This is a genomic window from Neobacillus phoenicis, from assembly GCF_047302305.1.
Taxonomy (GTDB): Bacteria; Bacillota; Bacilli; order Bacillales; family Cytobacillaceae; genus Neobacillus.
The window spans coordinates 4,128,364-4,153,301 of sequence record NZ_CP154847.1 but is presented as its reverse complement, the minus strand read 5'-3'; the positions used below and the strand labels follow the sequence as shown (position 1 = coordinate 4,153,301).

The 24,938-nt window shown below is 38.7% G+C and carries 25 protein-coding genes; all 25 read left to right on the top strand.

The window, feature by feature from the left end:
- Window positions 1–96 precede the first annotated feature (96 nt).
- The 25 genes from fapR to xerC all read left to right on the top strand — a co-directional run bounded on the left by fapR (window position 97) and on the right by xerC (window position 24,854).
- On the top strand, window positions 97–663 hold the full coding sequence (gene fapR, locus AA0X95_RS21300) for a transcription factor FapR (protein WP_413301354.1): 567 nt from the start codon (window positions 97–99) through the stop codon (window positions 661–663).
- 12 nt (window positions 664–675) lie between these two features.
- Complete coding sequence (gene plsX / locus AA0X95_RS21295; RefSeq protein WP_413301352.1) at window positions 676–1,680, top strand: phosphate acyltransferase PlsX; 1,005 nt, start codon at window positions 676–678, stop codon at window positions 1,678–1,680.
- 13 nt (window positions 1,681–1,693) lie between these two features.
- Window positions 1,694–2,641, top strand: coding sequence for an ACP S-malonyltransferase (gene fabD, locus AA0X95_RS21290; protein ID WP_413301350.1), 948 nt, complete (start codon window positions 1,694–1,696; stop codon window positions 2,639–2,641).
- Window positions 2,638–3,381: a 3-oxoacyl-[acyl-carrier-protein] reductase gene (gene fabG, locus AA0X95_RS21285; protein ID WP_413301348.1), complete on the top strand. Its 744-nt coding sequence runs from the start codon at window positions 2,638–2,640 to the stop codon at window positions 3,379–3,381. Before fabD ends, fabG begins: the two co-directional genes overlap by 4 nt.
- 104 nt (window positions 3,382–3,485) lie before the next feature.
- Window positions 3,486–3,719: an acyl carrier protein gene (gene acpP / locus AA0X95_RS21280; RefSeq protein ID WP_098528750.1), complete on the top strand. Its 234-nt coding sequence runs from the start codon at window positions 3,486–3,488 to the stop codon at window positions 3,717–3,719.
- Window positions 3,720–3,885: 166 nt separating this feature from the next.
- Entirely contained in the window at window positions 3,886–4,626 is a 741-nt protein-coding gene (rnc, locus tag AA0X95_RS21275; protein ID WP_413301346.1) for a ribonuclease III, read from the top strand.
- A gap of 54 nt (window positions 4,627–4,680) precedes the next feature.
- Entirely contained in the window at window positions 4,681–8,247 is a 3,567-nt protein-coding gene (gene smc, locus AA0X95_RS21270) for a chromosome segregation protein SMC (protein ID WP_413301344.1), read from the top strand.
- A 17-nt stretch (window positions 8,248–8,264) separates the two neighbouring features.
- A complete protein-coding gene (gene ftsY / locus AA0X95_RS21265) occupies window positions 8,265–9,251 on the top strand; it encodes a signal recognition particle-docking protein FtsY (RefSeq protein WP_413301342.1) in 987 nt (328 codons plus the stop codon).
- Window positions 9,252–9,345: 94 nt separating this feature from the next.
- The gene (locus tag AA0X95_RS21260) at window positions 9,346–9,678 is read left to right on the top strand and encodes a putative DNA-binding protein (RefSeq protein WP_413301340.1); all 333 of its coding nucleotides are present in this window, start codon (window positions 9,346–9,348) and stop codon (window positions 9,676–9,678) included.
- A 12-nt stretch (window positions 9,679–9,690) separates the two neighbouring features.
- Window positions 9,691–11,043, top strand: coding sequence for a signal recognition particle protein (gene ffh, locus AA0X95_RS21255; RefSeq protein WP_413301338.1), 1,353 nt, complete (start codon window positions 9,691–9,693; stop codon window positions 11,041–11,043).
- 257 nt (window positions 11,044–11,300) lie between these two features.
- Window positions 11,301–11,573 carry a 30S ribosomal protein S16 gene (rpsP, locus tag AA0X95_RS21250; protein ID WP_307288925.1) on the top strand — a complete coding sequence of 91 codons (273 nt, stop codon included), beginning with the start codon at window positions 11,301–11,303 and terminating at the stop codon, window positions 11,571–11,573.
- Window positions 11,574–11,585: 12 nt separating this feature from the next.
- Window positions 11,586–11,816, top strand: a complete 231-nt coding sequence (locus AA0X95_RS21245; protein WP_413301336.1) for a KH domain-containing protein — start codon at window positions 11,586–11,588, stop codon at window positions 11,814–11,816.
- A 238-nt stretch (window positions 11,817–12,054) separates the two neighbouring features.
- Entirely contained in the window at window positions 12,055–12,441 is a 387-nt protein-coding gene (locus tag AA0X95_RS21240) for a YlqD family protein (RefSeq protein ID WP_413301334.1), read from the top strand.
- A gap of 11 nt (window positions 12,442–12,452) precedes the next feature.
- Window positions 12,453–12,971, top strand: a complete 519-nt coding sequence (gene rimM / locus AA0X95_RS21235; protein WP_413301332.1) for a ribosome maturation factor RimM — start codon at window positions 12,453–12,455, stop codon at window positions 12,969–12,971.
- The gene (gene trmD / locus AA0X95_RS21230; RefSeq protein ID WP_413301330.1) at window positions 12,968–13,711 is read left to right on the top strand and encodes a tRNA (guanosine(37)-N1)-methyltransferase TrmD; all 744 of its coding nucleotides are present in this window, start codon (window positions 12,968–12,970) and stop codon (window positions 13,709–13,711) included. The genes rimM and trmD overlap by 4 nt, the downstream gene beginning before the upstream one ends.
- A gap of 144 nt (window positions 13,712–13,855) precedes the next feature.
- Entirely contained in the window at window positions 13,856–14,200 is a 345-nt protein-coding gene (rplS, locus tag AA0X95_RS21225) for a 50S ribosomal protein L19 (protein ID WP_235743156.1), read from the top strand.
- A 206-nt stretch (window positions 14,201–14,406) separates the two neighbouring features.
- A complete protein-coding gene (gene lepB, locus AA0X95_RS21220) occupies window positions 14,407–14,967 on the top strand; it encodes a signal peptidase I (RefSeq protein ID WP_413301328.1) in 561 nt (186 codons plus the stop codon).
- A 23-nt stretch (window positions 14,968–14,990) separates the two neighbouring features.
- Complete coding sequence (ylqF, locus tag AA0X95_RS21215) at window positions 14,991–15,866, top strand: ribosome biogenesis GTPase YlqF (RefSeq protein ID WP_413301326.1); 876 nt, start codon at window positions 14,991–14,993, stop codon at window positions 15,864–15,866.
- A 62-nt stretch (window positions 15,867–15,928) separates the two neighbouring features.
- Window positions 15,929–16,708: a ribonuclease HII gene (locus AA0X95_RS21210; protein WP_413301324.1), complete on the top strand. Its 780-nt coding sequence runs from the start codon at window positions 15,929–15,931 to the stop codon at window positions 16,706–16,708.
- A 215-nt stretch (window positions 16,709–16,923) separates the two neighbouring features.
- Window positions 16,924–18,084: an ADP-forming succinate--CoA ligase subunit beta gene (gene sucC, locus AA0X95_RS21205; RefSeq protein WP_413301322.1), complete on the top strand. Its 1,161-nt coding sequence runs from the start codon at window positions 16,924–16,926 to the stop codon at window positions 18,082–18,084.
- Between the two features lie 23 nt (window positions 18,085–18,107).
- The gene (sucD, locus tag AA0X95_RS21200; protein ID WP_413301320.1) at window positions 18,108–19,010 is read left to right on the top strand and encodes a succinate--CoA ligase subunit alpha; all 903 of its coding nucleotides are present in this window, start codon (window positions 18,108–18,110) and stop codon (window positions 19,008–19,010) included.
- A 99-nt stretch (window positions 19,011–19,109) separates the two neighbouring features.
- Complete coding sequence (gene dprA / locus AA0X95_RS21195) at window positions 19,110–19,997, top strand: DNA-processing protein DprA (protein WP_413301318.1); 888 nt, start codon at window positions 19,110–19,112, stop codon at window positions 19,995–19,997.
- A 335-nt stretch (window positions 19,998–20,332) separates the two neighbouring features.
- Entirely contained in the window at window positions 20,333–22,411 is a 2,079-nt protein-coding gene (topA, locus tag AA0X95_RS21190; protein ID WP_413301316.1) for a type I DNA topoisomerase, read from the top strand.
- Between the two features lie 174 nt (window positions 22,412–22,585).
- Window positions 22,586–23,893: an FADH(2)-oxidizing methylenetetrahydrofolate--tRNA-(uracil(54)-C(5))-methyltransferase TrmFO gene (trmFO, locus tag AA0X95_RS21185; protein ID WP_413301314.1), complete on the top strand. Its 1,308-nt coding sequence runs from the start codon at window positions 22,586–22,588 to the stop codon at window positions 23,891–23,893.
- Between the two features lie 25 nt (window positions 23,894–23,918).
- Complete coding sequence (gene xerC / locus AA0X95_RS21180) at window positions 23,919–24,854, top strand: tyrosine recombinase XerC (protein ID WP_413301312.1); 936 nt, start codon at window positions 23,919–23,921, stop codon at window positions 24,852–24,854.
- Window positions 24,855–24,938: the final 84 nt, after the last annotated feature.

Sequence of the window (24,938 nt, the reverse complement as noted above, 5' to 3'; positions counted from 1 at the left end):
GATGAGTAGGATGAAAATTAATCTTGCAATCTGCTTTTTCAAATTTTATACTACTATTAGTACCTAGTCATAAGATCTCGGACGGTGTGAAAGATAATGAGAAGAACTAAAAAAGAACGCCAACACTTGTTGACGACTACTATAAAAGACAATCCCTTTATTACTGATGATGAATTAGCTGAAAAATTTCAAGTAAGTGTACAAACGATTCGTCTAGACCGACTTGAATTATCCATCCCAGAACTGCGTGAGCGGATTAAAACAGTCGCTGAAAAACGATTTGAAGATGAAGTGCGCTCATTACCACTTGAAGAAGTGATTGGTGAAATCATTGATATAGACTTAGATCAAAGTGCGATCTCTATTTTTGATGTAAAAGAAGAACATGTCTTCAAGCGCAATAAAATTGCTCGGGGACATCATGTTTTTGCTCAGGCCAACTCTCTTGCAGTTGCAGTAATAAATGATGAATTAGCGCTAACAGCAAAAGCAAATATTCAATTTAAACGTTCGGTAAAATTAAATGAACGAGTAATAGCGAAAGCAAAAGTGACAAAAATAGATGAGAAGGTTGACAGAACTTTTGTTGAAGTAACTAGTTTTGTGAATAATGAGCTCGTATTTACCGGAGAATTTGAAATGTACCGTTCGAAAAATGGTTAAAGGATGAGAAAAATGAAATTAGCAATTGATGCTATGGGTGGCGACAATGCCCCAAAAGAGATTGTCTTAGGTGCACTGAAAGCAGTTGAAACATTTTCTGATATACATATCACCCTAGTAGGGGATGAAAATAAGATAAAAGAAACTCTAACTAGTCATGACAGGATTTCTATTTTACATACGACAGAAGTGATTCTTGGAACCGATGAACCAGTTAGAGCGGTTCGTCGGAAAAAGACTGCTTCTATGGTGTTAGCTGCCCAACAGGTAGCCGACGGGACAGCCGATGCTTGCATTTCAGCAGGCAATACAGGTGCATTAATGGCAGCGGGCCTTTTTGTTGTTGGAAGAATTGAAGGTATTGACCGTCCAGCATTAGCTCCAACACTGCCAACGATTGGTGGAGAGGGCTTCCTGCTTTTGGATGTTGGTGCAAATGCAGATGCTAAGCCAGAGCATTTGCTTCAAAATGCTATCATGGGCTCAATTTACAGCCAAAAAGTAAGGGGAATTGAAAGACCTAGAGTTGGGCTGTTAAATATTGGTACGGAAGAAAAGAAGGGGAATGAGCTGACAAGGCAGGCTTTTGACCTTTTAAAAAACGCAGATTTAAATTTTGTTGGCAATGTTGAAGCAAGAGATTTGCTTGAAGGGGTAGCCGATGTAGTTGTAACCGATGGATTTACGGGCAATATGGTATTAAAAACACTGGAAGGTACTGCTCTTTCCATGTTTAAAATGTTAAAAACGGCTCTTATGAGTAGTTTTACAAGTAAACTAGCGGCTGCGGTACTAAAGCCCAACCTTATGACTTTAAAAAATACAATGGATTATTCCGAATATGGTGGTGCTGGGTTGTTTGGTTTAAAAGCACCTGTTATTAAGGCTCATGGTTCTTCTAATGCACAATCGATCTTTAGTGCAATCCGCCAAACGAGAGAAATGGTTAGTAAAGATGTCGTTGGCTTAATTAAGCAAACAGTTGAAGAGGACAATACTACAAGAATAGATTTTTAAAAGGAGTGTCGAAATGAGTAAGGTAGCATTTGTGTTTCCTGGACAAGGGTCACAGACAGTAGGAATGGGGAAAGAACTAGCTGACAAACACTCCGAGGTAATGGGGTACTTTGAAAAAGCAGATAAAACACTAAATACCAAACTCAGCCAGCTTATTTTTGAAGGTCCGAAAGAAGAATTGACGATAACCTATAATACGCAACCGGCATTGTTAACAACAAGTATTGCGATTTTAGACTTTTTTCAAAAATCTGGGATTAAAGCGGACTTTGTTGCTGGACATAGCTTAGGAGAGTACACAGCATTAGTTGCTGCAGGTGTATTAAGCTTTGAAGAAGGTGTATTTGCCGTTAGGAAACGTGGGGAATTTATGGAACATGCTGTACCTAATGGCGAAGGTTCTATGGCTGCAGTGCTTGGTCTTGATCGTGACCCCCTTTCAGTCGTAACAAAAGCAGTTAGTGATGAGGGATTCCCCGTTTCTTTAGCTAATTTAAACTGTCCTGGACAAATTGTGATCTCTGGTTCACGAGAAGGAGTAGAGCGAGCAGGAGTGAAAGCGAAAGAAGCTGGCGCAAAGAGAGTCCTTCCTTTAGAGGTGAGTGGCCCTTTTCATTCATCATTAATGAAACCAGCAGCAGAGCAGCTGTGTGAAGTGCTAGATGGTATGGAGATGAAGGATGCTGAAATACCGGTAGTCATAAATGTTACAGCTCAACCTGTTAGTAGTGCTTCTGAAATAAAGGATAAGTTAATTGAGCAGTTATATTCCCCAGTGCTTTGGGAGGATTCTGTTGCTAAAATGATTGAACTTGGAGTCGATACTTTCATCGAGATTGGTCCTGGAAAAGTTCTCACAGGATTAATCAAAAAGATTGATAAAACAGTTAAGACATACGCAGTATCTGATGAGGAAAGTGCAATGGCTGTAATGGAAGCCTTAAAGGAGGAAAATCTATGAGTTTAGCAGGGAAGGCAGCGCTTGTTACCGGAGCATCCAGAGGAATCGGCAGAGAAATTGCTCTTGAACTGGCAAGACAAGGAGCAAATGTGGCAGTAAATTTTTCTGGCAGCGAAGCAAAAGCAAATGAAGTAGTCGATGAAATTAAAGCACTAGGCAGAGATGCTGTGGCGATAAAATGTGATGTTTCAAATACAGAAGAAGTGACCGAAATGGTTAAAGCGACGATTGATCGCTTTGGGAAACTAGACATCCTCATTAATAACGCAGGAATTACAAGGGACAACCTTTTAATGCGAATGAAAGAAGAAGAGTGGGATGATGTTATTAACACTAACCTTAAAGGTGTATTCCTTTGTACAAAAGCAGTAACAAGACAAATGATGAAACAACGAGTTGGCCGCATCATTAATATTGCTTCGGTTGTTGGTGTTAGTGGAAATCCAGGGCAAGCTAACTATGTAGCTGCAAAAGCTGGAGTTATTGGCTTAACAAAAACAACTGCGAAGGAATTAGCTTCACGTAATATTACAGTGAATGCAGTTGCTCCAGGGTTTATTACTACTGATATGACAGATAAATTATCTGAGGAAGTAAAAGCGGAAATGTTAAAACAGATCCCGTTAGCAAGATTAGGAGAAGCTAAGGATATCGCTAAAATTACTGCATTCATAGCTTCTGATGACTCATCTTATATTACTGGCCAAACCTTCCACGTAAATGGCGGTATGGTTATGTAAATAAATTAGTTGCTGTTCCGAAACAGTAATCTAATTTTAATAAAAAACAACATTTATTATTTTATTGAAATACTCTATAATAGCTTGAGGGGAGGTGAACGAGCATGGCAGAGGTATTAGAACGTGTAACAAAAATCATCGTTGACCGCTTAGGTGTTGATGAGTCTCAAGTAAAGCTTGAAGCTTCATTTAAAGATGATCTTGGCGCTGATTCCCTTGACGTAGTTGAACTAGTAATGGAATTGGAAGATGAGTTCGATATGGAAATTTCTGACGATGATGCTGAAAAAATCAGCACTGTTGGTGATGCTGTTAATTACATAAATAGCAGTAAGTAATCTCGTTAGATTTTATTCACAAAGCTCCGTTTTCAAACGGAGCTTTATTCTGTATGATAGAACTTGGCAGAGTAAACTATCTGCCAGGTTTCTTTGCGTTTTCAAAGAAAGTTTTTTAAACTCATAATAGGCAATGTCTGTAAACTAAATGCAAGGTGGAGACTTTATGCGCAAAAACGGTAAAGAAAAAGAGTTGAACAATCGCGCAAAGGAAAATCAATTTAAGGATTTTCAAACGACAATTGGAATTACTATTGAAAATGAAAAATTACTAAAGCAAGCTTTTACTCATTCATCCTATGTGAATGAGCATCGCAGAAAGCCTTTCGAGGATAATGAAAGACTTGAATTTTTAGGAGATGCTGTACTGGAGCTAACTGTTTCCCAATTTCTTTTTAAGAAATATCCTACTATGACAGAGGGAGAACTGACGAAATTAAGAGCAGCCATTGTGTGTGAGCCATCACTCGTTTCTTTTGCTAATGAGCTCAAGTTTGGTAATCTCATTTTGTTGGGAAAAGGGGAAGAAATGACAGGCGGAAGAGAACGCCCTGCTTTATTAGCGGATGTGTTTGAGGCGTTCATAGGAGCTCTCTATTTAGATCAAGGAATTGATAAAGTCATTGAATTCCTTGAAAAGGTTGTTTTTCCTAAAATAAATGCTGGTGCTTTTTCTCATGTGATGGATTTTAAAAGTCAATTACAGGAACTCATCCAACGAGATGGAACAGGCACATTAGAATACAAGGTCCTATTAGAAAAAGGTCCAGCCCATAACAAGGAATTTGTTTCCAAAGTGTCCTTAAATGGAGAAGAGCTAGGAGTAGGAACTGGAAAATCGAAAAAAGAAGCAGAGCAGCATGCCGCCCAAATGGCACTGGTCGTATTAAAAGCGAAAACAACCTAGAAATGTCAAAATGTATGCAGGAGAAATCCCGGGTTGCATGGGGAGGATAATGAAATGTTTTTAAAACGGTTGGACATCATTGGATTTAAATCGTTCGCAGACCGCATTGGAGTTGATTTTGTTCCTGGGGTTACGGCTGTAGTGGGTCCCAATGGGAGTGGCAAAAGTAATATAACTGATGCGATCCGCTGGGTTTTAGGTGAGCAGTCCGCTAAATCTTTACGAGGAAGCAAAATGGAAGATATTATTTTTGCCGGCAGTGATACTAGAAAACCACTGAATTTTGCTGAAGTTTCACTCACATTGGATAATCAGGACCAAGGAATTGGTCTAGATTACAATGAAGTAAGTGTGACAAGACGGGTCTCACGCTCAGGCGATAGTGAGTTTTTCATTAACAAACAGCCCTGCAGACTGAAGGATATTATTGATCTGTTTATGGATTCAGGTCTTGGCAGGGAAGCCTTTTCCATCATTAGTCAAGGGAAAGTAGAAGAAATATTAAACAGTAAAGCTGAGGATCGCAGGACCATTTTCGAAGAAGCAGCTGGTGTTTTAAAATACAAGAACCGCAAGAAAAAAGCAGAGGTAAAATTATTTGAAACACAGGATAATTTAAACCGTGTGAATGATATTTTACACGAACTGGAAAGTCAGGTAGAGCCGCTTAAAATTCAAGCTTCGATGGCCAAGGATTTTTTAGAGAAAAAAGAAGAACTAGAAAAAATAGAAGTAGCATTAACTGTTTTTGAAATTGAAGACCTACACCAGAAATGGGAAAACCTTTCTAAACAATTAAAAGAACATCAGCAGGAAGAATTAAAGCTTTCATCAGATCTGCAAGTCAAAGAGGCTAAAATAGTTGAAACTAGAGACCGAATTGCTGCGTTAGATGAATCGATAACAGATCTACAAAATGTTTTGCTTCATGCAAGTGAAGAACTTGAAAAGCTGGAAGGCCGTAAAGAGGTATTGAAGGAACGAAAAAAGAATGCTGCTCAAAACAAAGAACAGTTAAAAACAAATATCACTGAGTTGACAGAAAGAATCAGCCTGCTTCAAAAAAATAGGGACATGCAGGCCGAGTCAGTTAATGAACTAGGTGAACAGGTTCAATCGTTACAGGCCAAACTAAAGGAAAAACAAGAAAAGCTACAACTTTTTACCGAAAATATTGAAGAAAAGATTGATAGTTTAAAAAGTGAATATATTGAGCTACTCAATCAGCAGGCTGGTGCTAAAAATGAGTTGAAATATATTGACCAGCAGTTGGAGCAACAAGAGAGAAAGAGTTCACGTCTTGATTCAGAGAATACGAAATATATTGAAGAACGACAAATTGCTCAATCAAAAATGGAGCAAACCCAATCTTCACTAGCAGATCTTCAAGGACAATTAGCAGACCAAGTGGTTGCTTTTCGAGATCAACAACGAAAGCTCGAAACTGTAAAAAATAATTATGAAAAACAAGAAAAGATGTTGTATCAAGCCTATCAGCTTCTTCAACAGGCAAAATCAAGAAAAGAAATGCTCGAAGAGATGGAAGAAGATTATTCCGGGTTCTTCCAAGGGGTTAAAGAGGTTCTAAAGGCAAGGGATCATAAATTAAAGGGAATTGAAGGCGCAGTAGCAGAACTTGTAACTGTTCCAAAAGAATATGAAACAGCACTCGAAACAGCTTTTGGGGGTGCCCTTCAGCATATAGTCGTTGATACCGAGCAAAATGCACGGACGGCGATTCAATATTTAAAACAACATTCTTTTGGACGAGCAACCTTCTTACCGCTTAGTGTTATTAAAGGCAGGCCATTATCCGCTGCGCAATTATCGTCCATTCAAAATCACCCTTCTTTGATCGGAACAGCAGTCAGCCTTGTTAAATTTGAATCAAGGTATGCAGAGGTAATGAATAACCTATTAGGTAATGTAGTGATTACAAAAGACCTAAAGGGTGCCAATGAATTGGCAAAAATCCTTCAGTACCGCTGCCGCTTGGTCACTCTTGAGGGAGATATTGTTAATCCTGGTGGTTCCATGACGGGTGGTGCGGTAAAACAAAAGAATTCCTCTCTATTAACCAGAAAAGGTGAGCTAGAAGATTTAAAAGCGAAATTGGTTATTATGGAGGAAAAAACAGCTAGTCTAGAAAAAACGGTTAAAGCCTTAAAAGAAGAGGTTCAACTGACTGAAGAGCAGCTAGACGAAATTCGAAAGAATGGCGAAGAATTGAGACTTAATGAGCAGGCTGTAAAGGGAGAACTGCGTGAAGCAGAGCTTGGAGTAAAAAATATTAATGAGCGGTTAGCGATATATGATCTTGAAAAAGGACAGTTTTCTGATGAAAAGAACGGCTTGCTAAAACGAAAAGAAGAATTATTTACAGCTTTAGAAACCTATCAAGTAAATGTTACAGAATTGGATGCTCAAATTGTTAAACTAACAGAACAAAAGACCAGTGATTTGACTTCAAAGGAAACTTTGACGAATGAAATAAATGATTTAAAGGTAGAATTTGCTTCTAAAAACGAGCAATATACGAATTCAAAAGAGAGATTTACGCTTACGACTGAGGACTTAAGAGAAAGCGAAAAAAAGCTAGCGCTTTATACTGAAGACCTTAGCCTATTGTCTTCAGAGATGACTAACAGCTCTTCAGGTGAGGAACAGCTTGAGGCTGCAGCTAAGTTGAAGCAGCAAGATAAAGAAAACACTCTACAACTAATTACTACTAGAAGACAGGAACGATTGTCTTTAGTGGATGTTCTTGAAGATATGGAACTAGAAGCTAAAGAGCTAAAAAGACTCCATAAAGGAATGATTGTGGTATTAAAGGACGAGGAAGTCAAAATCAATCGACTAGATGTCGAGCTTGAGAATCGATTGACACATCTTCGAGAAGAATATTTGTTGTCTTTTGAAGGGGCGAAGGAACAATATCCTTTAACAATTCCTATTGAGGAAGCAAGGAAAAAGGTCAAACTTATCAAACTTGCCATTGAAGAACTAGGAAATGTGAATATTGGGGCAATTGAAGAATATGAGCGTGTATCTGAGCGGTATGAGTTTCTAAATGAGCAAAAGTCCGATCTCCAGGAAGCAAAAGATACCCTTTACCAGGTGATCGAGGAAATGGATATTGAAATGAAGAAACGTTTTGAACAAACCTTCAATGGAATTCGTGAACACTTCGAACCAACCTTCCGAGCTCTTTTCGGGGGAGGAAGAGCGGATTTAGTTCTAACAGTTCCAGAAGATTTATTAAATACCGGCGTAGAAATCGTTGCTCAACCTCCTGGGAAGAAGCTGCAGAATTTGGGACTCCTTTCAGGTGGAGAACGCGCTTTAACAGCTATAGCCTTATTATTTTCTATCTTAAAGGTACGACCTGTTCCGTTTTGTATCCTTGATGAGGTTGAAGCGGCCTTAGATGAAGCAAATGTCTATCGTTTCAGCCAATACTTAAAACGATATAGCAGGGAAACACAGTTTATAGTGATTACCCATCGGAAAGGAACTATGGAAGAAGCAGATGTCCTTTACGGAGTAACAATGCAGGAATCAGGAGTATCCAAACTAGTATCAGTCCGACTAGAGGAAACAAAGGAACTCGTAGAATCTTAATTTAAGGAAGTGGTAAAATGAGTTTTTTTAAAAAACTAAAGGAAAAAATTACGAAATCAACCGATACAGTAACAGAAAAGTTTAAAGAAGGCTTAACGAAAACAAGAGACAATTTTTCAGGGAAAGTAAACGAACTTGTAGCTAGATATCGAAAAGTCGATGAAGACTTCTTTGAAGAATTAGAGGAGATATTAATTCAAGCAGATGTTGGCTTTGATACAGTAATGCAATTGATTGAAGAACTTAAGATGGAAGTGAAACGCAGAAATATCCAAGAACCTCAAGAAGTTCAAAGCGTCATTTCTGAAAAACTCGTTGAAATTTATAATGCTGGAGAAGAGCAATCTTCTCAATTAAATATCCAGGAGGACGGCTTAACTGTTATTTTGTTTGTAGGGGTCAATGGTGTGGGAAAAACAACGACGATTGGCAAACTTGGACATAAATTTAAGAGTGAAGGCAAAAAGGTTTTAATGGCAGCAGGGGACACTTTCCGAGCCGGTGCGATTGAACAGTTAGAGGTATGGGGTGATAGAGTCGGAGTGGAAGTCATCAAGCAGGCGGAAGGTTCTGATCCGGCAGCTGTTATGTACGATGCCATCCAGGCTGCAAAATCCCGTCAGGCAGATATTTTACTTTGCGATACTGCAGGCCGCCTGCAAAATAAAGTAAACCTAATGAAAGAGTTAGAAAAGGTAAAGCGTGTCATTGAGCGGGAAGTACCAGGTGCACCACATGAAGTCATTTTAGTTCTAGATGCAACGACTGGACAAAATGCTCTTATTCAAGCAAAAACATTTAAAGAAGTGACGAATGTAAGTGGAATTGTCCTTTCTAAGTTAGACGGTACAGCAAAGGGTGGTATTGTTCTAGCAATTCGTAATGAATTAAAAATACCTGTTAAATTTGTCGGTTTGGGTGAGAAAATGGATGACCTTCAAGAGTTTGATGCGGAGAAATACGTGTATGGACTCTTTGCGGATCAGGTAGAACAAACCGAATAATGGATGTAAAGGTATTATCTTGACAGAAAGTGCCTGACTGTGTAAACTACTTTTGTAAAGGCTTTTCACTTAACATGATATTGGAGGGATAGGCATGCTTGAAAAAACAACACGAATGAATTATCTTTATGATTTTTATTATTCGTTGTTAACGCCAAAGCAGCAAAGCTATATGTCTCTCTATTATTTAGATGATTATTCTCTTGGTGAAATTGCCGAAGAGTATGACGTAAGCCGTCAGGCTGTTTATGATAATATTAAACGGACGGAAGCCATGCTCGAGGAGTATGAGGAAAAGCTTCTACTATTTCAGAAATTTCAAGAGCGGGCAAGTTTAATCAGACACCTGAAAAAATTGCTTAATGAGGAGAACCCTTCAAAGCAGGCAATGTTAGAAACCGTTGCTGAGCTTGAGAAATTAGATTAGGAGGCGGCATGAATGGCATTTGAAGGATTAGCCGACCGACTGCAGAATACGATCCAAAAGATCCGTGGAAAAGGGAAGGTCTCTGAAGCGGATGTAAAAGAAATGATGCGTGAAGTTCGTCTCGCATTATTAGAAGCAGACGTAAACTTTAAGGTCGTTAAAGACTTTGTTAAAAAAGTAAGTGAACGGTCTGTTGGCCAGGAAGTTCTGAAAAGTTTAACTCCAGGACAGCAGATTATCAAAATCGTTAACGAAGAATTAACAGCCTTAATGGGTGGAGAGCAGAGTAAGATTGCTGCATCCAACCGTCCACCTACAGTTATAATGATGGTTGGGTTGCAGGGTGCGGGTAAGACAACTACTTCTGGGAAGCTAGCTCTTCTACTTCGAAAGAAGTACAATCGAAAACCATTGCTCGTAGCAGCCGATATTTACAGACCTGCGGCGATTAAGCAGCTCCAAACGCTGGGCAAACAATTAGATATGCCTGTTTTTTCACTTGGCGATCAAGTAAGTCCAGTTGAAATTGCAAGGCAGGCGATTGCAAAAGCGAAAGAAGAACATCATGATTACGTTCTTATTGATACTGCAGGTCGACTCCATGTGGATGAAGCATTAATGGACGAGCTGAAAGATATTAAAGAGCTAACGAAGCCTGATGAAATCTTCTTAGTAGTTGATGCCATGACAGGTCAAGATGCCGTCAATGTGGCTCAAAGCTTTAACGAACAGCTTGGTCTTACCGGGGTTGTATTAACAAAGCTTGATGGTGACACGAGGGGTGGTGCCGCACTTTCTATTCGTGCTGTCACACAAACACCTATTAAATTTGTCGGTCTTGGCGAGAAAATGGATGCTTTAGAGCCGTTTCATCCAGAACGAATGGCTTCTAGAATTTTAGGCATGGGTGATGTACTGACGCTGATTGAAAAAGCTCAAGCAAATGTGGATGAACAAAAAGCTAAAGAGTTAGAACAAAAAATGCGTACAGCTTCGTTTACCCTTGAAGATTTCTTGGAACAGCTAGGTCAGGTTCGAAATCTAGGACCCTTGGATGAATTGCTTAAAATGATGCCTGGTGCTAATAAAATCAAAGGTTTGAATAATATTCAGATCGATGAAAAACAAATTGCTCATGTGGAAGCGATTATTCAATCAATGACTAAGGCAGAAAAGAACAATCCGGAAATACTGAATGCAAACCGCAAACGGAGGATTGCTAAAGGTAGTGGACGCCCTGTCACAGAAATAAATCGTTTATTAAAGCAATTTGAAGATATGAAAAAAATGATGAAGCAAATGTCAGGCATGCAGCAAAAAGGCAAGAAAAAAGGCGGATTTAAGTTTCCGTTTAAACCGTTTTAAATCAAAAAGCGGAAGTGCCTTGTTCAGGGGCGACAGGCAAATGTTCTTCGGCATAAAAAGTCCGGTTTTTGACTTTTAATGCCGAAGGTTATTTGACCCGAGCCCCTAGGCACTGGAGCTAGACACTGTTCTAACTTCAAGGTTTGATTTATGTAAAATATGGTAATAATGTATGTAAAGAAAAAACACTTTACAAACTATAAAAGAATTGATATTATACTATCTTGTGTGAAACTATTCGGAGGTGCTTATTTAAAATGGCAGTTAAAATTCGTTTAAAGCGTATGGGAGCAAAGAAAACTCCTTTCTATCGTATTGTTGTAGCAGATTCTCGTTCTCCTCGTGACGGACGTTACATTGAAGTAGTAGGAACTTACAATCCGGTTGCTCAACCTGCTTCAGTTCAAATCAATGAAGAATTAGCTCTTAAGTGGTTGAAAGACGGTGCGAAACCATCTGATACAGTTCGTAACCTTTTCTCAAACCAAGGCATCATGGAAAAATTCCATAATGCAAAATTAAACAAGTAATCGAAGGTTAATATGAAACAATTAATCGAATCGATTGTTAAGCCTCTTGTTGATTTTCCTGAAGATGTCCAAGTTGACGTGATGGAAGATGACAGTCGCATAACATATCAGCTTACAGTTAACAAAACTGATATGGGAAAAGTGATTGGAAAACAAGGGCGTGTTGCAAAGGCCATTAGGACTGTTGTTTATGCAGCAGGATCATCACAACAGAAGAAAATTTTTCTAGAAATTGGTGAATAGCTTTTTGCATCTAGATAAAGGGAGGGATTCATTCCTCCCTTTTTTGCTATCCGAAAGGCGGAAGCGCCTCGTTCAGCCCCGACAGGTAAATGTTCTTCGGTGAGAAAAGTCCGCACTTTGACTTTTCTTGCCGAAGGTTATTTGACCCGAGGGGCTAGACGCTGGAGCTAGACAAATGAAAAGCGGAAGCGCCTTGTATAAAGGCAGACGACATCGGAAGCTTGAAGGAGGCAATTCTATGCAAATCATTCAAACTGTTGTGGTTAAGCAGGTTCTCACTGAAAGTAGCAAGAAAAAGCTCTCAGAAAAGTATCAGGGAAATAGGCTGCAATTACAAAAGGAATGCGATCAGCTTCATTTTGAGCTAAAGCGATTAGAAAAAACAAAAACTTTTTCTCCTGAAGCTTTAAAAAAGCACTTTCAAAAAGAAATTCAAATGCGCAAGGAAAAAATCAAGCTTCTTGAGTTTCAAATGGAACAATTACATATCCTACCACTAGGTAGTGAAATAAAAGAGAAGGAAGTTCAGGCACTTAAAGAAGTAAACGTTGGAGACGCTTGGGAAGCTGCACTTGGACAACCTTGCATTATCATTAAAGACGGTATCATAAAGGAAATTAGATAGAAGGTGAACATATGGAAAAATGGTTTAATGTTGGGAAGATTGTTAATACTCAGGGCATAAAAGGCGAAGTGAGAGTAATCTCAAAAACTGATTTTCCTGAAAAACGGTACAAGGTGGGCAATGTATTATATTTGTTTATGCCTAATTCAAACACTCCGATTGAACTAACTGTGAAAAGCCACCGGACACATAAAAATTTTAACCTACTAACATTTGAAGGCTACTATAATATCAATGAAGTGGAAAAATTTAGAGATGGGATCTTAAAAGTACCAGAATCACAGCTAGAGGCGCTTGAGGAAGATGAATTTTATTATCACGAAATTATTGGTTGTCTCGTTGCAACCACTAAGGGAGAAGAAATTGGTAAAGTAACGGAAATATTATCTCCAGGTGCAAATGACGTGTGGGTTGTGAAAGGAAAGGGCGGGAAAGATGTTCTAATTCCTTATATCCATGAAGTTGTGAAGAAAGTGGATGTAAAAGAAAAAGTCATATTAATTGATCCGATGGAAGGCCTACTTTCATGATGCAAATTGATATTCTCACTTTATTTCCGGAGATGTTCACCGGGGTACTAGGACAATCCATTCTGCAAAAAGCTGCCGAGAAATCCGCTGTTAACTACAATGTAGTGAATTTTCGGGATTTCGCGGATAATAAGCACTCAACTGTCGATGATTATCCATATGGCGGTGGAGCTGGTATGGTTTTAAAGCCCCAGCCAATCTTTGATGCGGTATCAGGTCTCAAAGAAAAAGCGAATAGTAAAAATCCTCGAGTAATACTCCTTTGCCCGCAAGGTGAACGCTATTCCCAGCGAAAAGCGGAGGAATTATCCAATGAAGAACATCTAATTTTTATTTGTGGTCATTATGAGGGTTATGACGAAAGAATTCGCGAAAATATTGTAACAGATGAAATCTCAATAGGTGATTACGTCTTAACGGGCGGTGAGCTTGGCGCGATGGTCATTGTTGATAGTGTGGTCCGTCTATTGCCGGAAGTGCTAGGGAATCAAGAATCTCATATGAAGGATTCATTCAGCACCGGGTTACTTGAACACCCTCACTATACCAGACCGGCCGATTTCCGTGGTTTAAAGGTACCTGAAGTGTTACTTTCAGGAAATCATAAGTTAATCGAGGAATGGAGAAACAAAGAAGCCTTAAGACGAACTCTTTTAAGAAGGCCTGATTTGCTTGAGCAAATTGAGCTCACACCAGAGCAGGAAAAATGGTTAAACGAAGTAAAAAAAGAATACGAGTAGTATTGCGAGGTTACAGCAAATATGATATGATATTTCTTGTGACTTAAACTGATACCTATCAGATTGCGGTCTTATAACGATGTTCCGCTGCAAGCTATAAGGAAAATGATGTGCATGAGCATCTGTTGGAAGGAGTTGAAAACGATGCATAAATTAATCGAAGAAATCACAAAAGAACAACTTCGTTCTGATCTACCTGCGTTCCGTCCTGGTGACACTGTACGTGTACACGTTAAAGTTATCGAGGGTACTCGCGAGCGTATTCAGTTATTCGAAGGTGTAGTGATTAAGCGTCGTGGTGGTGGAATTAGCGAAACTTTCACAGTTCGTAAAGTTTCTTACGGAGTAGGCGTTGAGCGTACTTTCCCAGTACACACACCAAAAATTGCGAAGCTTGAAGTTATTCGCCGCGGTAAAGTTCGCCGTGCTAAGCTTTACTACTTGCGTAACCTTCGCGGTAAGAAAGCAAGAATTAAAGAGATTCGATAATAAGAAAAGAAAAGAGCTTGCTTGTGAGCAGGCTCTTTTTTTATACAAATCAGTTCAATCTGAGCATTTTTTTCTTGATTGTTACTGATTTATAAACGAATTATTAAAGTTTGATAAAAATTGTGATCCCATCGTGTTAAATATGTTTAAGTTATGTAAAATAGGCTTTATAAAACATTTTTTTATTACTGATTGGTGGGGATTGTATGACAAAAAAGAAAAATGAGCTATGGGAATGGACAAAGGCCTTGTTAATTGCTGTGGCCTTAGCTGCAGTAATTAGGTATTTCCTTTTTGCTCCAATTGTAGTGGATGGCCTATCGATGATGCCTACATTGAAGGATCAGGATCGAATGATTGTTAATAAATTTAGTTATGACATTGGGGAACCCAAGCGATTCGATATCATCGTTTTTCATGCCCCAGAGAAGAAAGATTACATAAAGCGTGTAATTGGCCTGCCGGGAGATACAGTTGAGTATAAGAATGATACTTTATATGTAAATGGAAAAGCGTATAAAGAACCATATTTGGACGAATATAAGAAACAAGTACAGGATGGTCCATTAACGGACTCGTTCACACTTGAAGAAACTCCAGTCGGCCAAAAAACAGTTCCTAAAGGGGAATTGTTTGTTATGGGAGATAATCGACGCTTCAGTAAAGACTCAAGGCATATTGGATCGGTTCCATTGAGTAAGGTGATTGGTAAGACAAGTATTGTTTACTGGCCTTTAAATGATGCACATATTGTTACAGTGAAATAGTTATAGTTTAGGGGGTGGCTGCTTTGACGATCCAGTGGTTTCCTGGTCATATGGCCAAGGCTCGCAGAGAGGTCACAGAAAAGTTAAAATTAGTTGATATTATTTTTGAATTGGTCGATGCAAGGATCCCGTATTCTTCAAGAAATCCAATGATTGATGAAATCATCCAACATAAGCCAAGGCTGGTCTTACTTAATAAGGCAGACATGGCTGATCCGGCAGCAACGAAGGAATGGATTTCCTCTTTTGCAGAGAAGGGAATTAGGGCTCTAGCAATTAATTCTCAAGCTGGAGAAGGGATGAAACAAATCGTCCAAGCGGCAAATGAAATCCTTAAAGAGAAATTTGACCGAATGAGAGCAAAAGGAGTTAGACCGAGAGCGATACGTGCGATGATCGTTGGTATTCCAAATGCCGGAAAATCCACGCTTATCAACCGATTAGCTAAAAAAAATATAGCTAAGACAGGAAATACTCCTGGAGTGACAAAATCTCAGCAGTGGATTAAAGTAGGTAAAGAATTGGAATTACTGGATACACCAGGTATTTTATGGCCGAAATTTGAAGACCAAGAAGTTGGCATGAAGTTGGCCATTACCGGTGCAATTAAAGATACTTTATTAAACCTGCAAGATTTGACTGTTTATACTTTAAGGTTCTTAGAACGTGCGTATCCAGAACGCTTACAAGAGCGGTATAAGCTTTCAGAAATACCAGAAGACCTTGTTGCACTATTTGACCATATTGGTAAGCTAAGAGGCTGTCTAATGGGCGGTGGAATGGTCGACTACGATAAAGTGGCAGAGTTAGTAATAAGGGAAATTAGATCTGAAAAATTCGGACGACTTACCTTGGAACGACCAGAGGATTTTCTAAAAGTAGAAGAAAATATAGAATAACAAAGAGGCTCTCCGTTAGGGGGCCTTAATTTTTCGAAAAAAAATAAGTTCGGGTGAAAAGGATGAAGAAACAATCGATTGCCGAAATCGAGGCTTATCTTTCAACTATTGTAAGTGAAGACGATCCATTCATAATTGAAATTCAGAAAGATGAGCGAAAAGGTGTTCATCAGTGCATTCAAAAGTGGCGTAGACAAAGAGAGCAAGAAAGATTGCTCAAAGAAAAATTTATTGAAATGAATCAATTCGAGCGGAAATATCGAGAGGAAGGTTTTCAATTAATTGCAGGAATTGATGAAGTTGGAAGAGGACCGCTTGCTGGACCCGTTGTTGCTGCTGCTGTCATCTTACCTGAAAATTTCTTCTTAGCCGGAATTGATGACTCTAAAAAGCTTTCTGAAAAAAAACGACAAGAATACGATAAAATGATTAGAAGTGAAGCGCTTGCATTCAGTATTTCAATGATTAATGCAGCTGATATTGATGAAATTAATATCTATGAAGCGACCAAAAAAGCAATGTATGCAGCGGTAGCTGGTCTAAATCCGAAGCCGGATTTTTTATTAATTGATGCCATGAAACTAGACACTCCATATCCTTCAGAGTCAATTGTTAAAGGGGATGCCAGAAGTATATCGATAGCAGCTGCATCCATCGTGGCAAAGGTAGCAAGAGATGAGTTAATGAAAGAAATTTCGTTAAGCTATCCAGCATATGGCTTTCAGCAAAATATGGGGTACGGTACAAAAGAGCATATTCAAGCCATTCAACTGCATGGGATTACTCCGTATCATAGAAAAAGCTTTGCGCCAGTAAAGGATTACGTTGCACAACAAAAGTAAACAGGCACCTGCCTGTTTTTTTATTATTTTAAAAAATAAATATGGTAACATTTACTATTGAAATTTCTTAATATTTACTAGATATATTCTGATGTTTTTCTGAATTTTTTAAAATGAATATAATTTTTTGCTTAATGGTGGACAAGGTATGTGTCATTATATAAAATGAAAACGGAGTCAATTTTTAGAAGAGTATGATATAGGAGGATGAGGAAATGAATATCCATGAGTATCAAGGGAAAGAGATCCTCAGAAAGTACGGGGTAGCGGTTCCAAACGGTAAAGTTGCATTCACTGTTGAAGAAGCAGTTGAAGCGGCAAAAGAACTAGGCACACAGGTTTGTGTAGTTAAAGCACAAATTCATGCTGGCGGACGGGGGAAAGCTGGCGGTGTTAAAGTTGCGAAAAACCTTGATGAGGTTCGTACATATGCGCAGGAGATCCTCGGAAAAACATTGGTAACACACCAAACTGGTCCAGAGGGTAAAGAAGTAAAGCGTCTGTTAATCGAAGAGGGCTGCGATATCAAGAAGGAATACTATGTTGGATTAGTTCTAGACCGTGCTACTTCACACGTAGTATTAATGGCTTCTGAAGAAGGCGGAACAGAAATCGAAGAAGTAGCAGAAAAGACTCCAGAGAAAATCTTCAAAGAAGAAATTGATCCAGTGATTGGCTTACAGCCATTCCAGGCACGCCGAATCGCTTTCAATATCAATATTCCGAATGAATTAGTGAATCAAGCAGTTAAGTTCATGATGGGCTTATATAATGCTTATATCGAAAAGGACTGTTCAATTGCTGAAATTAACCCGCTAGTTGTTACGGGCGACGGAAAAGTAATGGCATTGGATGCTAAATTAAACTTTGATTCCAATGCATTATATCGTCAAAAAGACGTTCTTGCATATCGTGATCTTGAAGAAGAAGATCCAAAAGAAATCGAAGCTTCTAAATACGACCTAAGCTATATTGCACTTGATGGCAATATCGGCTGTATGGTTAACGGTGCTGGCTTAGCAATGGCAACAATGGATATTGTTAAACATTATGGCGGCGACCCTGCTAACTTCCTTGATGTTGGGGGCGGTGCTACAGCAGAGAAAGTTACAGAAGCATTTAAAATTATCCTTTCAGATCCAAACGTAAAAGGTATTTTTGTAAATATCTTCGGCGGAATCATGAAGTGTGATGTCATAGCTGAGGGTGTTGTAGAAGCAGCAAAGCAAGTAGGATTAAGTATTCCACTTGTTGTTCGCTTAGAGGGAACAAATGTTGACTTAGGAAAGCAAATTTTAGCTGAATCCGGACTTAACATTACTGCTGCTGAATCCATGGCTGACGGTGCACAAAAAATCGTTGAATTGGTGAAATAGGATCTTTAGAAAGGGGAATTAACGTGAGCGTTTTTATTAATAAAGATACGAAGGTTATTGTTCAAGGAATTACTGGTGGAACAGCCCGTTTTCATACAAAACAAATGCTTGAATATGGTACACAAATTGTTGGTGGTACCTCTCCTGGTAAAGGTGGTCAAGAGGTAGAAGGAGTACCAGTATTTAACACTGTTCGAGAAGCAGTTGAAACTACTGGGGCAAATGCTTCTGTTATCTATGTACCAGCACCATTTGCTGCAGATTCCATTATCGAAGCAGTTGATGCAGAATTAGATCTTGTTATTTGTATTACTGAACATATTCCAGTATTGGATATGGTTAAAGTGAAGCGTTATATGGAAGGTAAGAAGACTCGTTTAGTTGGTCCAAACTGTCCAGGCGTTATCACTGCTGACGAATGTAAAATCGGTATCATGCCTGGTTACATTCATACTAAAGGCCATGTGGGTGTTGTATCCCGCTCTGGAACGCTAACTTATGAAGCTGTACACCAATTAACTCAAGCAGGTATTGGTCAAACAACTGCTGTAGGTATTGGTGGCGACCCTGTTAACGGAACTAACTTCATCGATGTTTTAAAAGCATTCAATGAAGATCCTGAAACATATGCAGTTATCATGATTGGTGAAATCGGTGGTACGGCAGAAGAAGAAGCCGCTGAATGGGTTAAGGCTAACATGACTAAACCTGTTGTTGGCTTCATTGGTGGACGTACTGCACCTCCTGGAAAGCGTATGGGCCATGCTGGTGCGATTATTTCAGGCGGAAAAGGTACAGCTGACGAAAAAATCCGTGTTATGAACGAATGTGGAATTAAAGTAGCTGATACTCCATCTGTAATGGGTGAAACACTAATTGAGGTATTAAAAGAAGAAGGCTTATACGAAAAGTGTAAGACCCACTAATCACTAATTTACACATCATCAGATTAAACAGAAATAGTCTCTCGCTTATGAGGGGCTATTTCTTCTTTTAATAAAATTATTATTGGAGGAATGTGTTATATGGACGACTTTAAAGAGAAATTGATTCATTTGCTTCATTATCCAAATCTCTCGTGGACCACAATTCTACAAATCCTAAAAAAAGATCCCACCCTAAACAACCTCTCTCAAATACAAACATTCTCAACACAACAAAGCTTCAATTTTCCATCTCTTACCCGTGAAAATCTTGCTCCTAAATCAACTAATCTTCCACTTCCATTCGAAGTCATCCATGATCAAATCCGCCAATACAAAACCAATGATATTGCAGTTATCACTATTTTCGATAAAGAATACCCCCATTATTTAAAAGAAATTTATCAGCCTCCATGGGCACTATTTGCTAAAGGGGATATATCCTTATTAAATCACGAACCTAAACTTGCTGTAGTGGGTTCACGTCAGGCTACTCAATATGGTAGAAATGCAATAAAATCCATCTTCCCGGAGCTTATTGATAACGGCGTACTTATTGTAAGCGGCTTAGCAAAAGGAATTGATGCATTAGCACATGAAATTGCTATGAACAATGGAGGAAAAACAATAGCTGTTATTGCAGGAGGCATCTATCATATATACCCAAAAGAAAATTTGAACCTTGCTTTAGAGATGATGAATACACAGTTGATTGTCTCTGAATACCCCCCAGATACAAAACCACTACGATGGCATTTCCCATTTCGGAATCGAATTATTAGCGGTCTATCCAGAGGTACATTTATTATAGAAGCAAAAAGAAAAAGCGGATCACTCATCACAGCGAATTATGCAGTAAATGAAGGTCGAGATGTATTTTCATTGCCAGGGAGTATTTATAATCCGTATTCAGCTGGAGCTAACGAACTTATCCAACAAGGAGCAAAACTTGTGACTTGTGCTGGGGATATTTTAGAGGAAATTAGATAAAACTCTAGGTTAATAGGGAATATTGGGAATAAAAGTAGCGTTTTTGCAGGTTTTTTTCGATAAAATGGAGAAATTAGCTAAAAAAGGTTGCAATAATTTCTAATATGTTATACATTTTCCAACAGAAGTTCGAAAAAATGACTAAACATAAAATACTATTAAAATTAACTTATAAATTGATCATTATTGGGATAGGGCAGTTTTGTAAAGTATTTTCTCCGGTTCTTGTTCTTAACTAGAATTTAGGAAAACTTCTCAAATAGTAAGCACCATAGAAACAGGCTTATGCCATTTTCAAGGCGCTTTCACACTTTCCCTCTTAAGGAGGATATCGGATGGCAGACTTTCTAGTAATTGTAGAATCACCTGCAAAAGCAAAAACGATTGAACGTTATTTAGGAAATAAATATAAAGTAAAAGCATCCATGGGACATGTACGAGACTTACCAAGAAGCCAAATGGGGGTCGGCCCAGAAAATGGATTTGAACCTAAGTATATCACCATCCGAGGCAAGGGTCCTGTATTGAAGGAATTAAAAACGGCAGCCAAAAAAGCGAAAAAAGTCTTTCTTGCAGCCGACCCCGATCGCGAAGGGGAAGCAATTGCTTGGCATTTGGCTCACAGTCTGGATGTAGATATTCACTCAGATTGTCGTGTGGTTTTTAATGAAATTACAAAAGAAGCAATCAAGGAATCTTTTAAACATCCACGTCCGATTAATATGGACCTCGTTGATGCACAGCAAGCACGAAGGGTTTTAGACCGGCTTGTAGGCTACAATATCAGCCCGCTTTTATGGAAGAAAGTAAAAAAAGGATTGAGTGCAGGACGAGTTCAATCAGTGGCAGTCCGTCTGATTATTGATAGGGAAAATGAAATTAAAGCGTTTACTCCTGAAGAATATTGGACAATTGAAGGTGAATTTTTAAAAGGAAAAGACCACTTTAGTGCGTCATTTCATTCCCTTGTTGGAAGAGAAAAAACGGCGCTAGCCTCAGAGCAAGATGTTCAAGCTGTATTGAAGCAATTAGCTGATAACAAGTTTAAAGTTGTCTCAGTCACTAAAAAGGAAAGAAGAAGAAATCCGGCACCACCTTTCATTACGTCTTCTTTACAACAAGAAGCAGCAAGGAAACTTAATTTCCGTGCAAAGAAAACCATGATGCTTGCACAGCAGCTATACGAAGGTATTGAGCTTGGGAAGGAAGGGACAGTTGGACTCATTACCTATATGAGAACAGATTCAACAAGAATTTCCGAAGTGGCTCAAACAGAAGCAGCTAATTATATTAAAGCTGAGTTTGGTGAAAGCTTTTTAAAAGACGATCAGAGGAAAGAGAAGAAGCAGTCGAATGCTCAAGATGCCCACGAAGCTATTCGTCCGACAAGCACATTAAGGGATCCGAACAGTGTCAAAGAATTTCTTTCTCGAGATCAATTCCGCCTCTATAAATTAATTTGGGAGCGCTTCTTAGCAAGCCAAATGGCACAGGCGGTAATGGATACGATGAGTGTAGATTTGCAAAATGGAAATGTGATATTCCGTGCAACTGGTTCGAAGATCAAGTTTCCTGGTTTCATGAAGGTGTATGTAGAAGGATCGGACGATCAGGTAGATGGCCCAGATAAAATGCTGCCAGATTTAAAAGAAGGGGATGAAGTCATTAAAAAAGACATCGAACCTAAGCAGCATTTCACACAGCCACCACCAAGATACACCGAGGCGAGATTGGTGAAAACGCTAGAAGAACTGGGTATTGGCCGCCCGTCTACATATGCACCTACACTTGATACAATTCAAAAACGCGGCTATGTTGCCTTGGACAATAAGCGATTTGTTCCAACGGAACTTGGTGAAATTGTTCATGAGTTAATGGTCGAGTTTTTCCCAGATATATTAAATGTGGAATTTACTGCTAAAATGGAACAAGGCCTGGATAATATAGAAGATGGTAAGGTTCGTTGGGTTCAAATAATTGATGAGTTTTACAAAGACTTTGAAATCCATTTAAAAATAGCCGAAAAAGAGATGCAGTCTGTAGAAATCAAAGATGAGCCTGCAGGCGAAGATTGTGAAAACTGTGGAAGCCCAATGGTGTTTAAAATGGGACGCTATGGAAAATTTATGGCATGCAGTAATTTTCCTGATTGTCGAAACACCAAACCAATAGTAAAAGAAATTGGGATGAATTGTCCTAGCTGTAAGGAAGGTCAGGTTGTTGAACGAAAGAGTAAGAAAAAGAGAATTTTTTACGGTTGTACCAGATACCCAGAATGTGAATTCATCTCTTGGGATAAGCCGCTACCAAGACCTTGTCCAAAATGTGAGGGCTTGCTTGTAGAAAAGAAATTGAAAAAAGGTGTACAGGTACAATGTACGGAATGTGACTATAAGGAAGAGCAACAGAGTTAAATGGGTGGGAAATCTCCACTCTTTTTTTTATTTGTGAAATAAAAAACTTTTTTGTTTTTAATTCGTATAGTACAATGCAAGATGGACTTGAATGAGGGAAAGGTAATTGTATATGCTTTTTCTCTTTAAAAATTGGGTATAAATGTAATAGGTAGTTTATCAGGAGGTTTATAGATGAAGGATTTAACAATAAATGTTGTTGGTGCTGGCTTAGCAGGAAGTGAAGCAGCTTGGCAAATAGCTAAACGTGGTGTAAAGGTCCGTCTTTACGAAATGCGTCCTGTAAAACAGACTCCTGCCCACCATACAGATAAATTTGCTGAATTGGTTTGTAGTAATTCACTACGAGCTAATACATTAACCAATGCAGTAGGTGTGCTTAAAGAAGAAATGCGAAAGCTTGATTCTGTCATCATTGCAGCAGCAGATGCTTGTTCCGTTCCAGCGGGTGGAGCTTTAGCGGTTGATCGCCATGAATTTGCTGCTAAGGTAACGGAGTTAGTCAAGAATCATGAAAATGTAACGGTAGTAAATGAAGAGGTAACTGAAATCCCTGAAGGTCCAACGGTTATTGCCACGGGCCCTCTAACGAGTGCAGACCTTTCGGCAGAATTAAAGAACCTTACGGGTGAGGAATATCTTTATTTTTATGATGCAGCAGCTCCAATCCTTGAAAAAGAAAGCATTAACATGGACAAAGTTTATTTGAAGTCACGGTATGATAAGGGTGAAGCAGCCTATCTTAATTGTCCCATGACGGAAGAAGAATTTAATCGTTTTTATGAAGCACTTATTTCTGCGGAAACTGTACCTTTAAAAGAATTCGAAAAAGAGATATTTTTTGAAGGCTGTATGCCTATAGAAGTTATGGGAGCAAGAGGAAAAAAGACAATGCTTTTCGGTCCATTAAAACCAGTTGGACTAGAAGATCCAAAAACAGGAAAAAGACCATATGCAGTGGTGCAACTTCGTCAAGACGATGCAGCTGGAACATTGTTTAATATTGTCGGTTTTCAGACACATTTAAAGTGGGGAGCACAAAAGGAAGTTATTCAGTTAATACCGGGTCTTGAAAATGCTGAGATTATTCGTTATGGTGTTATGCACAGAAACACCTTTATTAACTCCCCAAAAGTACTAAAGGCAACTTATCAATTCCGGAATAGAGAAGATTTATTTTTTGCTGGACAAATGACTGGTGTGGAGGGTTATGTGGAATCAGCGGCGAGTGGCCTGATTGCTGGAATTAATGCTGCAAGGCTAGTGCAGGGAATGGAAACCGTTGAATTTCCTGCTGAAACAGCAATTGGAAGTATGGCTCGTTATATTACTACTGCAAATGCAAAAAACTTTCAGCCTATGAATGCTAATTTTGGCCTATTTCCTGAACTCCCAGTTAAAATTAAGGGTAAACAGGAAAGAAATTTAGAACATGCCAATCGAGCGCTTGACACAATTCAGAACTTTGTGAAAGTTTTGTAAAATTTATTGCAAGGGCTATGGAAGTATGTTACGATTTAGTAGCCCTTGTGAGGTGAATTTTGTGACAAATGTGAATGTTTTCTTAAAGTTATTTCTGGAGTATTTACAAATGGAACGTAATTACTCAAAATATACAATTGAACATTATCAACATGATATCAGTGATTTCTTTACGTTCATGACTGAGCAAGCCATAAATCAAGTCGAAATGGTTCAATATCATGATGCCAGACTTTACCTTACCAGATTATATGAAAAAAAGCTTTCAAGAAAAACGGTTGCCAAAAAAATATCTGCATTAAGAAGTTTCTATAAATTTTTGCTTCGGGAAAAGTATGTAGAAAGCAATCCAATTTTGCTACTAACAATACCAAAGCTTGAAAAACGGTTACCACAGTTCTTTTATGAAAATGAACTTACACTGTTATTTGATTCGTGTGAAACTATTACACCCCTGGGTCAACGGAACAAAGCTATACTTGAACTATTATATGGGACAGGAATACGTGTAAGTGAGTGCTGTCAAATTAGTTTAAAAGATCTTGATTTTTACCTATCAACAATTCTGATTCATGGAAAAGGGAACAAAGAACGGTATGTACCTTTCGGAAGCCAAGCAAAAGCTGCATTAGAATTATACATAAACGATGGCAGAAAAAAGCTAATAGCCGATAAGCAATCTATTGAGACTTTATTTGTTAATAACCGTGGTGGTCCATTAACAACTAGAGGTACAAGAAAAATATTGAATCGAATGATTGAAAAATCTGCTTTAGATTCAAGTATTCATCCACATAAGTTACGGCACTCCTTTGCCACGCACTTACTCAATAATGGTGCAGATTTACGTTCAGTTCAAGAATTGTTAGGGCATGCTTACTTATCTTCAACACAGGTGTATACACATGTAACCAATGATCACTTAAGGAAAACGTATATGGCCCATCATCCAAGGGCATAAATGTATAATATTTTTCATATGGATTTTTAATGGATACATACAATTTACTCATTGTCTGTAAACGGAAAATACTCCTATAGGAGG

Coding starts and splice junctions, on each gene's coding strand:
- acpP (WP_098528750.1), top strand. CDS start 3,486: ATGGCAGAGGTATTAGAACGTGTAACAAAAATCATCGTTGACCGCTTA.
- dprA (WP_413301318.1), top strand. CDS start 19,110: ATGGACGACTTTAAAGAGAAATTGATTCATTTGCTTCATTATCCAAAT.
- AA0X95_RS21240 (WP_413301334.1), top strand. CDS start 12,055: ATGCAAATCATTCAAACTGTTGTGGTTAAGCAGGTTCTCACTGAAAGT.
- AA0X95_RS21260 (WP_413301340.1), top strand. CDS start 9,346: ATGCTTGAAAAAACAACACGAATGAATTATCTTTATGATTTTTATTAT.
- rnc (WP_413301346.1), top strand. CDS start 3,886: ATGCGCAAAAACGGTAAAGAAAAAGAGTTGAACAATCGCGCAAAGGAA.
- ftsY (WP_413301342.1), top strand. CDS start 8,265: ATGAGTTTTTTTAAAAAACTAAAGGAAAAAATTACGAAATCAACCGAT.
- plsX (WP_413301352.1), top strand. CDS start 676: ATGAAATTAGCAATTGATGCTATGGGTGGCGACAATGCCCCAAAAGAG.
- trmD (WP_413301330.1), top strand. CDS start 12,968: ATGATGCAAATTGATATTCTCACTTTATTTCCGGAGATGTTCACCGGG.
- AA0X95_RS21210 (WP_413301324.1), top strand. CDS start 15,929: ATGAAGAAACAATCGATTGCCGAAATCGAGGCTTATCTTTCAACTATT.
- fapR (WP_413301354.1), top strand. CDS start 97: ATGAGAAGAACTAAAAAAGAACGCCAACACTTGTTGACGACTACTATA.
- topA (WP_413301316.1), top strand. CDS start 20,333: ATGGCAGACTTTCTAGTAATTGTAGAATCACCTGCAAAAGCAAAAACG.
- lepB (WP_413301328.1), top strand. CDS start 14,407: ATGACAAAAAAGAAAAATGAGCTATGGGAATGGACAAAGGCCTTGTTA.
- AA0X95_RS21245 (WP_413301336.1), top strand. CDS start 11,586: ATGAAACAATTAATCGAATCGATTGTTAAGCCTCTTGTTGATTTTCCT.
- rplS (WP_235743156.1), top strand. CDS start 13,856: ATGCATAAATTAATCGAAGAAATCACAAAAGAACAACTTCGTTCTGAT.
- rpsP (WP_307288925.1), top strand. CDS start 11,301: ATGGCAGTTAAAATTCGTTTAAAGCGTATGGGAGCAAAGAAAACTCCT.
- fabD (WP_413301350.1), top strand. CDS start 1,694: ATGAGTAAGGTAGCATTTGTGTTTCCTGGACAAGGGTCACAGACAGTA.
- fabG (WP_413301348.1), top strand. CDS start 2,638: ATGAGTTTAGCAGGGAAGGCAGCGCTTGTTACCGGAGCATCCAGAGGA.
- trmFO (WP_413301314.1), top strand. CDS start 22,586: ATGAAGGATTTAACAATAAATGTTGTTGGTGCTGGCTTAGCAGGAAGT.
- rimM (WP_413301332.1), top strand. CDS start 12,453: ATGGAAAAATGGTTTAATGTTGGGAAGATTGTTAATACTCAGGGCATA.
- smc (WP_413301344.1), top strand. CDS start 4,681: ATGTTTTTAAAACGGTTGGACATCATTGGATTTAAATCGTTCGCAGAC.
- xerC (WP_413301312.1), top strand. CDS start 23,919: ATGTTACGATTTAGTAGCCCTTGTGAGGTGAATTTTGTGACAAATGTG.
- ffh (WP_413301338.1), top strand. CDS start 9,691: ATGGCATTTGAAGGATTAGCCGACCGACTGCAGAATACGATCCAAAAG.
- sucC (WP_413301322.1), top strand. CDS start 16,924: ATGAATATCCATGAGTATCAAGGGAAAGAGATCCTCAGAAAGTACGGG.